Below are 11228 nucleotides of genomic sequence, written 5' to 3' on the forward strand. Positions count from 1 at the left end.
GTATGGAAGAACTCACTCTCAAAAAAAGGCAAAACTTCATACTTAGTATCATGGGCTTTATCGTTCCTTCGCTTGTCATCATTTTCATCATCGTGATTTTTTACATCGGAGTTTCACAGATAAGCAGGAGCACAGAAAAGAAACAGGAAGAAAGCCTTTATACAGCAGTGGAAAGAGACATCGTTCAGTGCTATTCCATCGAGGGAATCTATCCTCCGAGTTTGGAATATCTTGAGGAACATTACGGCCTTGTCTATGACAAGAGCATATTTTTTATAGATTACAGACCCGTCGCATCCAATATCTATCCGGATGTCACAATTTTGCGCGTTAAAGGAGCAGGCCTTCGTCCATGAAAAAACAATTTGAAAGCAGACATACCGTGGATATGCTCTTCGTCATCGCTCTTCTGTTTTTATTTGCAATGGGAGCGCTGATGCTTATTGCGCTTGGGTCAAGCATTTATAAGAGAAGTGTCACCACTCTTGCGGAAAACTATGACAGACGAACAGCTTATGCGTATATTACAGAAAAGCTGCGGCAATATGATACCGAAGGAAATATAAGCACAGATATTTTCAATAAATCCGGTGCTCTCAGAATAGATACAACAATAGGTACAGTGGATTATGTGACCTACCTCTATGAGTACGAAGGCAGTCTTATGGAGCTGTTTTCAAGAGCAGACGCAGGGACACTTCTACCTGAATCGGGGCAGCGGATAATGGATATTAATAACCTTGAAATAACAAGTAAAGGAGAAGGTCTTCTACAGATAACCATCACTTTGACTGACGGAAAGGATCTTACTTTTATAACATCGAAAAGATCCGGCACAGGGGCTAACGGATGAATCATACACAACACAGCAAAACGAGTCTCTTTCTGATGGAGCTCATCATATCAATTTTGTTTTTCTCTATATCCGGGGCAATCTGCATACAGCTCTTTGCCAAGGCTCACACTTTGTCCGAGCAATCTGTGGAGATGAACAATTCAGTTTTATGGACGCAGAATATCTCTGAGGTTTTTTACGGAAGCCGCGGGAATCTGCACACCATCGCCGACTATTTTGCTGGCTGCTGCGTTGTCCTTGAATCCTACGATGACACCCCTGAGATCGGGGCGCTTATTATGTTTTTTGATGAAAACTGGAATCTTATAGATTTTCCTTCTGAAAACGGTGCTCTGAATTTCGCAGGATATGAGCTCCTTCTGTCCATAAAAAAACTTCCCGCAAAGGAAGTTTACGCAGACACGCAGGCCGACACCTCACTAATGGACGGCGATGCGCTCCAAGGCGAGATAACCATCCTCAGGATGGATGAGCAGACCACAATCGACCAGATTCCGGATGATGATGATCCTGATATCATCTCCGACAGATACACCGATTTTTACATTGGAAACACGGAGGTAGACAATAGTGAAGCGTAAGCCGATCTACAGCACCCATATAGGCGCAGCATCTATTTTGCTAATTTTCCTCGTGCTGAGCCTCATATCCTTTGCATCGCTGACTCTTGTCAATTCAAGGGCAGATTATATTCTGAGCAAAAAAATGCTGGACAGATCTCTTTCCTACTATCAGGCCTGCCACGAAGCCAGCGGATTTATTGCCGAGAATGAGCCTTCCTATAGAAAAATCGACTGGAGCGATCCGAATATCAATGTGAATTCGCTTAATAAAAGTATTACTCTTAGTGAATTCCAGACTCTTGATGTAAACATAAAACCGATGTACTCGGAAGGTCCGGATACTCCCACCTATGAGATTCTTGAGTGGCGTGTTGTTACACATAATGATGAAGTTGTTTATGATGAGACTCTTCCTGTAATGAAGTGATATTTTTCAGGGGCATTTACATGGATAAAAATTATGGCTCTAGCAAAATTGAATTCAGTGCAAAAAGAGAGAACAGAAAGATTCTCGAATACTTTGGCAAATGTACTGAGACCATAGAAAATAGCAATCGTTACATGCTTAGAAAGTCTTGCATGTATATTGCTATGTGTTATATTGCAATGATTTTCCTTGGTAAGATCATCGTTGCCGACTTCAGACTGAGCATTGCTCATGTACTGCTGGTTCCGCTGCTTACCATTTATTTCCTGATCAATCTTTATACGAGAAAAGTGGAAAAATTGTCTGCCGTCACAACAGAAGTTCTTTGCATAACCTTCTACTTTGTTTTATTTATTCTGTTTATATTGAGGGATATGACATCTTCCGCTGATCATCAGGCCATGTGGTTTCCATTATACCTTGTGGTATTCCCTACGGTGTATATTGCAAGGATGTATAAATATGGCCTTTTTGAGTTGACGCTTGTTATCATCTTCTGCATTGCTTCATTTTTCACCAAAACCACAGATATCTTCCACCATGATGTATATCTTGCTCTGGCATCTTATGTGTTATCTATGCTAAGTGCGCACATCATTCTGGAGGTAAGATCCCAGGAGGGTCTTGCCTTTGACGAGCTGACCAAAATCAGTACAATCGATAAGCTTACTTATCTTCTGAATAAAGGTGCTCTATTAACTGCAATCAACAATTATTTTGAGCGAAGAAAGCCCGGCGATCCGTGCGGTATGTGTATTATCGACGTGGATAATTTCAAACAGGTCAATGATAATTTCGGCCACGATACCGGTGATAGGCTTTTGGCAAATATTGGCGAGCTTCTAAGAAAGAACTTCAGATCTACGGATTATATCGGAAGATTCGGAGGAGATGAATTCATGGTATTCATGCCGGGTCTGGCAAGGCTTGATATTGTTGAGATGCGCTGCAGAACTATGCAAATGATGCTGACTGACTTGGATCTCGGTACCGGTAGTCCTTTTACCTTAAGTATAGGCGCGATCATCGACACCGGAGATCATTCCATTGGTGAAGTATTCCGCATGGCTGACGACGCCCTCTACCAGTCCAAGCTCATGGGCAAAAACTGTGTTAGTACCTGGGTTATTCCGAAGAGCGAAGCCTACGGAAAACCTCTTATTTTGCTTGCTAGCTCCGCAGAAAGCATGAGGTCGGAGAAATTCCTGAATGCAGCTTCCGAAAAGTTTTCGATCGTCGAGACTCACAGCGGCGACACAGCTCTCACTTACCTAAGCCAGTACCACGATAACATCCGTCTTGTCATCGTGGATCTTGATATTGAAAAAATCTCCGGCGATCAGGTCATCCATTACATCAAGGATCGCGCCGGTTTCAAGCACATCCCCGTCATTGCGGTTGCCACCGACGAGGATTCCTTCATGGAGGCCCGAGAAGCCGGTGCCGACAAGGTCTTCTTCACAACAGATAAGGCGGCCTCTTTCAAGACTGCTATCGACGAACTGACTAAGGAAGAATAACGCGCCGGAGCGACTGTATAATCTGCCGATATGGTATTAATTGGCGCCAGGGAGTTTTGGTGTAATCCACTTATGCCCGGGCTCTGCATTTGTAAATGAGAGAGCATTTCAAGCAATTTGGTACCCATTTTAGCAGGTATTAGGGACTTTTAAGAACTGTTTTGTAAATGAAACGCCGATATTTCCAATTTGGTATCCCTATTTTGTCAAAACACGGATACTAAAGCGGAAATATCGGCGTTCTATTTACTTTTCATGTGAAAACAAGCCGTAAAAAGCACAAAAATGTATACCAAAATGCCGGAAACCCTATTTGATTTACTCAGGCGGCTTTACATCATATAGCTAAATCGTCATCCCTTCTTAAACTTGAATGTAGCTTTCTTTGCCCCGGCTTTCTTAAACTTTTTCACAAGTTTATTGAATATTTTCTTATTCTTGCATATGATCGTTATCTTAGCCTTAGGACTTATTCCCTTAAAGCTGCCGGAACCAACGGTCTTTAGGTTATTTCCTCTTACGGTTATATTCTTTAGATTCTTGCATCCGCTGAAGGCACCGGCTCCAATCTTTGTCACGTTACTGCCAATAGTAAGCTTCTTGAGCTTTGTACACCCTTTGTATGCATTACTCTGTATCTCTGTTATCTTATAGGTTTTTCCATTGTATGTTACTGTATCGCTTATTGTAACACTCGTTATGTTTTTGTTATCTTCCTTGGTTACAGTTGCGGTATCAGAGGAAGTAGTCTGGTAGTCATTGTCGCCGGATGTAATTGTTTCATCAGAAGAAGTATCATTATTGCCACCGCCTGATCCCTGATCAGTATTACCATTATTTCCATTATTACCATTACCGCCCTGGTTATTATCATCAGGATCCTGCTGCTCTACAATTTCCGTCCAATGAGCATACAGAGTGTGGTTTTGAGTTGTTGAGACACGTGTATACGGTGTTACCTGAGTGCCTCCGGTTGGCCTTGTGAACCATCCATCGAATCTGTATCCGGGGCAAGTCAGTTCGGGAAGCTCGCCATATTGCTGCCCATATTCTACTTTCTTTGGTGCTAAATCAACCCCCTGAAGGCCGTTCAAGTCAAACGATACCCAGCAGGTTGGTGCAGGAACATTGATCACACAGTAGCCTGTATACATACCGTCCTCTGTTGTCACTGTAATTAAGGAAACGCCGTAATTCTGTGTCTCGTAGATTATCCTGTTACTCAATATGCCTGCGCGTGCATACACTACATTTTCGTTTGAGTTTTTAATTCTTATCCTTTTATTTGATGCACTCTCAGGAGTAATTGTATATTCTATAGTTCCTTGCACTCCAATGTCGGCAGATACTGTTTCCGGATTAACAGTAATTCCGCCAACCCACGTATCTCCGAATTCATCTGTGATAATAGCCTGGCATACTGCTTTTACTTTGCCGTCCAGAGTCTCCGCCGTAATATCCGCTACTCCCGGACCGACAATCTGATACTGTCCAATCTGATTTACTGTAACAACATTCGTATTAGAACTTGACCATACAAGACCATTCGGGTTAGCACCAGCGGGACTACAAGTCACGGTAAACGTTCCGCCTGTCCCTACCGTCCCTGCATTTCCTGCAATCGAACTGGGACTTAAGGAAATCCCCTGAAGTGCCTCAACCTCGTAGTCAAGATTTCCGTCTATAGCTGCAAGCACATTCTCATAAGAATATGTCGTAGATGTTGCCGAAGGAGCTCTGTAAAACATTGCATCCCTATATCTTCCGGTTGATCCTGCGCTTATCGTACTATTATGGTTCTGAATATCAGCTGTTGTCAGATGATAATACTCATGTGTAACTGCCTTACGAAAGGCATCTGTCCAGCTGCTGTTTCCTTCCTGGTCATCCCATGTGGTATCCGTTTCATACCAGTCTCCGCCTACCTGAACCATATTCCATGCATGACCTCCGCGCTCTGAGCCGCTTCCGGCATAGCCTCCTACAGTTATTGAATTGACATTTATTCCTTCCAGAAGGTAGGAAAATGCCATAGAATAGCCATCACATACGGAAGTCCCATTAATCAGTGCTCCATATGCCGTATGCCCTAAATGATTCGGATTTCGGGAAGTATAGCACTCATTGTCATAAGTGTTGATCTCAAGAAGAATATCATGAACAGCAAGCTCTTTCTCCAGAATTCCATTTGCCCCAAAAATCCTTGCATCTCTTATAATCTCAGCTCTTCGGGTCCTCATCTGGCCAGACATCTGGGCAAACCTGTTCTGTGTAATAGGAAGAAGGTGATACCAAACAGATATATGTATTGTATTCTACTGTATTTGAACTGGTATAATACAGCGTCAAAACAGCGTTTCCCATCTGACACATCGTAAGCTGTATCAGGTCAGGATGGTCATACCGGACTGCCTCATATGCATTGTTGAACTGGTCATTATTCCAGGAAAAAACGGAGTTTTCTCCAAGCGCTACAGGCACCAGGCTCGGATCAGTATACTCGACATCCTCAACATCGTACTCAATGATGTGATCACTTGCAACCATTAATGCCCTGTACAGTTTCTTTTCAGTCTCATCAAGGTACCTGTAACACTGTCCTGTAGAAACTCCGGTATTAAGATTGGACGAATTCCTTGTACGTATCTTGGCCCCGTTGATCACCTGCGTTTCATTCTTGATAGTTTTAGGCTCAGGTACCCTTACAAGATCATTTGTGGGATAGGACAGCTTTACTCTTGTCGCAGCAAAAGCTGTCATGGGAAATTGTGACACCGGCAAGATAAATGATGCAATGCACAATATCGATGCCATAAACATAGATAAGATACGGGATTCAGACATCTTCTTCATAACTATACCTCACAAGAAACAGATGTGTTATCATATATGTGCTTTGTTTTAACATTATATCACTCATATATGATTAACATTTTTGCGCACTCGTGATTTAATAGTAATTTTATACTTAGTTATGAATTACAATAATTTACAGAATCCATACTATCTGAAATGACAGCGCGGCATTCCTTTAAAACTGACATGCTGCTGCAGAGGATAAGAACTTCATTCCAGCATGAATACAACTCATCAGGGAGGCTTTCTATGTCGTTAAAGCACCACATGACAGCGAAATCCTCGTATCCGTCTGCGCCATTAAATCCGTTTACATCAAGGTCGACCTTTTCAAATATTTGGTGCCACTCTTCTGCATTTGTTCCGCAAAATGCTATGTTCTTACAGCCTTTTAGGAGAAGGATCTCTGCAAACTTTCTGATCAGGGAATCATCGATAATCTCATCCGTAACGATAATAACCGTATGGTTATCCAGTTCCCTAAGTCTTTTCCTGTTAACAAGGATGTTTAAGGAAAAAAGTCCGTAAGTGATTGATGGATATGTCTGCTCATATGGATATATGCTCATTTTTTACCTCCCCATTATACGCAGATAGTTAATCTTACCGCCTGCAAACAACAACTTTTTCTTCTACACCATATTCTCGCATTTTATGTGTGCGATATATGGGACAGTAAATATTCATCAAATGCCTAATAAAATCAGTCATGCTTATATCAAGCAACCTATAAACGCTTTAGTTCATGGCTTGAGTTCATCATTATATATTAGAAAGCCAACTATGAAACTTTTATTTACCAATGAACCATCAACCATGAAAAAAAGCCTTCAGAAAAAGCTATTATAATACCCTTTTCATATTGTATATATTGTGGCCCTTTGATATTATGACTCCTGTTGCGCTTAAAAATATCGAATAAAAGTATCTATGATGAGGATTCATATAATGAAGAAAAGAATAATAACAGGAATTCTGACAGCAGTATTAGCCTTCACAATGGCAGTTTACGCTGGAGAAATAAAGGCTGAGGCGAAAACTGCTAACTGGAGCGAGTACGCCCCATCCTCTTGTATATGCACCAGTGATTTTGTGAATATAAAATGCACAAGCAAACGACATAATCTTGCTGATACAAGAGCGAAGATAGACTCCATTCTCCAGGTAATAAAGCCAATAGTTGATGCTGCGCCAGAAGCACCTCACGAAGCAGTCAAATATTTCCATGATGAGATTTGTCAGATGACAACCTATAAGCTTGACACATCCTATGATATTGCTACCCCATATGGCGTCTTCGTTAACAAACAAGCAAAGTGCGTTGGATACGCAAGCGCATTTAAAGCATTATGCGACATAACAGGAATCCCTTGCTACGAAGTTAGCGGAAAAATAAACTCAGGCTACCACGCCTGGAACATCGTTCAACTGGAAGATGGCCAATGGTATGAAGTTGACTGTACTTTTGACGACACATACTCAAGCAAAGAAATCTCATACAAGTGGTTCCTTATAACAACAGAGCAGATGGGAGCTGATCACACTCGCTCAAGCATAACCATGCCTGACAGTTCAATATACAATCCCAACGAGGGCGTTCCCATTGCTTACGGAACCCTGTATGCTCATAAAAAAAGCGAAGAGGAACAGCTTGAGGAATACGACAGAAGGGTAGTCAGGGTTGAAGGGGCTGAATACTGGATACATGCTTCAAGCAAGACATGCGAATTCCAAGAATTCCCAAAAAACACAACCAGCTACACAATCCCAGATACAATTAACTATAAAGGATTTGAGTTGACCGTAGACACCATAAATATAGACGCAAGTATCCGCTCCCCAAAACTAAAATCAGTAACCATTGGGAAAAACATAAAAAAAATTGACAAGGATTCCTTTTCAGGATGCAAAAACCTAAAGAAAGTCACCATCAAGTCCACCATACTTAGCTCTGTTGGAAAAAATGCATTTAAAGGTATATCATCCAAAGCCGTAGTAAAAGCACCTAAGAACAAGCTCAAAATCTATAAGAAGATACTTGGAAAAAAATCAGGTATTCCAAAGAGTACAAAATACAAGAAATTATAATAAAATGCGGGAATGTCCTTTTTTGAACATTCCCGCTTTTTTAACATATCGAACATCACTCCCTGATATATGTATTACCGAATCCATTAGAAAGTTTTCCACCACTATAAGTAAGTGTCATGGATGAATTTGTAAGCGTGATATTTATGGTATTTCCGCTAACGGTATACGTTATGGGAGTAGATTCTCCGCCTCTTTCCCAGAAAAGTGTTCCTGCCCCGTTACCGCCAAACTGGAACACAACGGTATCAAGCCCAGTAGGATCATACCATGTTCCTGTTATATCTACAGACTCTTCTGCCGAAGACTCAGGCGCGGCATCTTCTTTCCCCGGTGCATTTTTAGTAAAGACATTATTATCCCTGTCGGCAATAAGCTTCCCATCTTCATAGAAATACTCGGCCGTTCCGCCATTAGCTTCATAAACAGTAAGCACATTGCCCTGATATGTATATGTCAGCGCGATCACTTTCAGCTTCTTCTATACCTAAATCGCCATCATAGAAAGTTCCTACATATGCCTGGAGCGTATCCATCGATTCCTTGGTGACATTAAAGATGACTGCCATATTTGTTATGGCGAGCTTACTGTTCCCATCATCCCAGAACAGTCCGTATAGCTCTGTATCCATGGGATATGTCTGTGTAAGTGAAACGCCAACCTTTGTAGTTACAACAGGCAGTTCGATCTCCTTTGAATCCTCTGTCACAAATACAAGTTTTTCCGGCGTATTATCCGTGACATCTATATTCCAGAATTTCTGCGATATCTCAAAAGGATCCGTCAGCTTCTGGTCTATTACCTCATTTGCTATATCATCATATTTTTCATCGAAGAATGCTTCATAGGATGAGAGCTCATCCGTATAAAAATCCTCAAATAATCGCTTAAGTGTCTCGCCTTCTTTACCCTCGATATTTATCTGCTCATAAGTATATTGGGACTGCTGAGATTCATCCATCCCAGGGAGTGCCGCTGAATTTTCCGGAGCTTTCACCCTTTTTGACCACTGAGGCGGAGAAGAAGCCACGTCTGTAAACAGCATTCCCGTCCTTACTCCGCAGTATTCATCGCTTTCAGGAAGGTCAAAGTAATAGCTCTTTGGTGCATCAGGAACCGTGACGTTATGAACTATATAAAATCCCAAAGATATAGTCTCCATACTCTCTGGTAACTGGTTCCTCTTCTTTGTTTTCTTCCGGCGCTAATGAAGTTTCTTCTGTTTTCTCATCCTGAATAGATGATGAAGACTCTGGAGCAGGTGTCTATTCGGTTTTTCCGGCATCTGAGCACCCCGAAGCCAGAATGAGTACTGTAAGACTCAGCGCAACAAATATTTTCTTTCTCATCATTCCCACACACATTTATTTTACTTTTACTTTTATCGTCTTGGTCTTCTTCCCCGCGGTCAACAAAATATTGCATGTCCCCTTCTTTTTGGGTGTGATTGTAAGAATGCCGGTTTCCTCATCATATTTAACGGTGACAATACCCTTTTTGGACAGCTTTACCTTGACTTTTTCTCCGGTCGATATCTTATCCGGAGTTACAGTAACTTTAATGGCTAAAGGTGATCCACCTTTCTTTAGGGTACTAGATCCTTTTGATAATTTAATAGTCTTTGTTGTAACTTTATTATTCTGAACATGTACGATTAACATACATCTGTTTCCGGCACTTGAAACAACTTGCATTTTGGCTGTCCCGGCTTTTTTCCCGGCTTTAATGGTTATTTTATTACCACTAAATGAAGCTGTTGCTATCTTTGGTTTATAACTTGTTACAGACTGTATCGAATCATTGGTGAGTTTAGCCGTTACTCTGGAACATCTTTCACCCGTCTTTATGTATAGGATTGAAGCATTGAGTTCCATTTTGGGGGTAGGATTTTCCGCAGGCGGCTGAGGATCGCTATTTCCTCCACCATTACCATTTTCATTGCCATTCTCGTTTGTATTATTATTGTTATTATTGTTGTTGCCGTTATTGTTATTTCCGTTATTATTATTGTTGTCATCGTTGTTATTGTCATCACCACTACTAGCAGGTTCAAAAACAACTTCCTTAGCAAACACGTTATTGGGTTCGTCAAGGATCCTATTGCCTGCATAGACAACTCCTCCAACAGGTTTCGTTATCACAACACCGTCCCCTAAATCAATAAAATTGGTCTGCCCGTTTCCAATAGTCATTACAGCACATTGTCCATTGGAAGTTTTTGTGCTGACTTTGGTTATCCCATTACCTATGGAAAGATTCCCGTTAGTTGCAATGATCGCCGAACCTTTACCTTCTGCAGTTACTGTACCGCCCTGGATATTTACCTGGTTATACCCATAGATGCCCATTCCGCTCAAGTTCACACTTGTACCTTTGGCATTTACTGTTCCGCCAGTTATGCTAATATTTCCATGAACACCGCCGGTCGTATTGTAATTTGATATCCCCGCCACGCCACCTTCAGCGGTTATAGCACCACTTTCAATAAGTATATCCTGATCCGCATATATTCCGCATGATTCATTACCCGTTGCTGTCGAAGTAATCTTTCCTCTAAGATGCAGTTCACCAGGGTTTATTTTTGCTATTCCTTCCTCAACTGCAGTTATAACCCCTAAAGTCGTTAAATGTGTACTCAAATCATCACTCCTGATTTAGGCCTATTTTTTCCAGATAGAGCGCATCACAGGAGGTTATTTCTGTATTCCATCTGCGACTGCGGAGTTTGGTAGATATCTCTACCTGCTCGATTGTATCAAACCACTGCAGCTGCAGATATAAAGGTGTATTGTTGACCCAGGTTCTTAGCTTTTTGGTGGTCTTGAGATCTTCGCTCTTTAAGTTCCCGCTGTTGATCTCGTTGTCGAGAACTGCCTTGAGCTTGCGTATTTCTTCGCTGAAATATTCGTAGTAGCAC

At 41.6% G+C, this 11228-nt stretch carries 12 protein-coding genes and 1 pseudogene; 6 read left to right on the forward strand and 7 right to left on the reverse strand.

Going from position 1 to position 11228, the window contains the following annotated elements; translation table 11 throughout:
- The first annotated feature begins 2 nt into the window (after window positions 1–2).
- From BLR42_RS07025 to BLR42_RS07045, 5 genes are read left to right on the forward strand one after another with little or no spacing between them, the layout of a single operon-like run.
- A complete protein-coding gene (locus BLR42_RS07025; RefSeq protein ID WP_022761626.1) occupies window positions 3–356 on the forward strand; it encodes a hypothetical protein in 354 nt (117 codons plus the stop codon).
- Entirely contained in the window at window positions 353–853 is a 501-nt protein-coding gene (locus tag BLR42_RS07030) for a DUF4860 domain-containing protein (RefSeq protein ID WP_022761627.1), read from the forward strand. The genes BLR42_RS07025 and BLR42_RS07030 overlap by 4 nt, the downstream gene beginning before the upstream one ends.
- Window positions 850–1437 carry a hypothetical protein gene (locus BLR42_RS07035; RefSeq protein ID WP_022761628.1) on the forward strand — a complete coding sequence of 196 codons (588 nt, stop codon included), beginning with the start codon at window positions 850–852 and terminating at the stop codon, window positions 1435–1437. Before BLR42_RS07030 ends, BLR42_RS07035 begins: the two co-directional genes overlap by 4 nt.
- Complete coding sequence (locus BLR42_RS07040) at window positions 1427–1846, forward strand: hypothetical protein (protein ID WP_091867796.1); 420 nt, start codon at window positions 1427–1429, stop codon at window positions 1844–1846. The genes BLR42_RS07035 and BLR42_RS07040 overlap by 11 nt, the downstream gene beginning before the upstream one ends.
- Before the next feature lie 20 nt (window positions 1847–1866).
- Window positions 1867–3366: a diguanylate cyclase gene (locus BLR42_RS07045; RefSeq protein WP_091867798.1), complete on the forward strand. Its 1500-nt coding sequence runs from the start codon at window positions 1867–1869 to the stop codon at window positions 3364–3366.
- 353 nt (window positions 3367–3719) lie between these two features.
- Here the strand turns inward: BLR42_RS07045 and BLR42_RS07050 are convergent, their stop codons facing one another.
- The 3 genes from BLR42_RS07050 to BLR42_RS07060 form a co-directional block, all read right to left on the reverse strand.
- Window positions 3720–5606 carry an InlB B-repeat-containing protein gene (locus BLR42_RS07050; protein WP_170832668.1) on the reverse strand — a complete coding sequence of 629 codons (1887 nt, stop codon included), beginning with the start codon at window positions 5604–5606 and terminating at the stop codon, window positions 3720–3722.
- Entirely contained in the window at window positions 5587–6219 is a 633-nt protein-coding gene (locus tag BLR42_RS07055; protein WP_091867802.1) for a hypothetical protein, read from the reverse strand. The genes BLR42_RS07050 and BLR42_RS07055 overlap by 20 nt, the downstream gene beginning before the upstream one ends.
- A 119-nt stretch (window positions 6220–6338) precedes the next feature.
- Window positions 6339–6791 (reverse strand): hypothetical protein, encoded by a 453-nt coding sequence (locus BLR42_RS07060; protein WP_091867804.1) that lies wholly within the window; start codon window positions 6789–6791, stop codon window positions 6339–6341.
- Between the two features lie 379 nt (window positions 6792–7170).
- Here BLR42_RS07060 and BLR42_RS07065 point away from each other — a divergent pair, with 379 nt between their 5' ends.
- Window positions 7171–8310, forward strand: coding sequence for a transglutaminase domain-containing protein (locus BLR42_RS07065; RefSeq protein ID WP_170832669.1), 1140 nt, complete (start codon window positions 7171–7173; stop codon window positions 8308–8310).
- 55 nt (window positions 8311–8365) lie between these two features.
- Here BLR42_RS07065 and BLR42_RS07070 read toward each other — a convergent pair whose 3' ends face one another.
- From BLR42_RS07070 to BLR42_RS22650, 4 genes and pseudogenes are all read right to left on the reverse strand, one after another.
- Window positions 8366–8746 (reverse strand): hypothetical protein, encoded by a 381-nt coding sequence (locus BLR42_RS07070; RefSeq protein WP_091867808.1) that lies wholly within the window; start codon window positions 8744–8746, stop codon window positions 8366–8368.
- Window positions 8730–9458 (reverse strand): hypothetical protein, encoded by a 729-nt coding sequence (locus BLR42_RS07075; RefSeq protein ID WP_139165121.1) that lies wholly within the window; start codon window positions 9456–9458, stop codon window positions 8730–8732. The genes BLR42_RS07070 and BLR42_RS07075 overlap by 17 nt, the downstream gene beginning before the upstream one ends.
- 217 nt (window positions 9459–9675) lie before the next feature.
- Window positions 9676–10950 (reverse strand): hypothetical protein, encoded by a 1275-nt coding sequence (locus BLR42_RS23265; protein WP_091867812.1) that lies wholly within the window; start codon window positions 10948–10950, stop codon window positions 9676–9678.
- Window positions 10951–10954: 4 nt separating this feature from the next.
- Window positions 10955–11228, reverse strand: a pseudogene (locus BLR42_RS22650) (transposase); the annotation flags it as partial.

This window comes from Butyrivibrio sp. INlla16, assembly GCF_900104155.1.
Classification (GTDB): Bacteria; Bacillota; Clostridia; order Lachnospirales; family Lachnospiraceae; genus Butyrivibrio.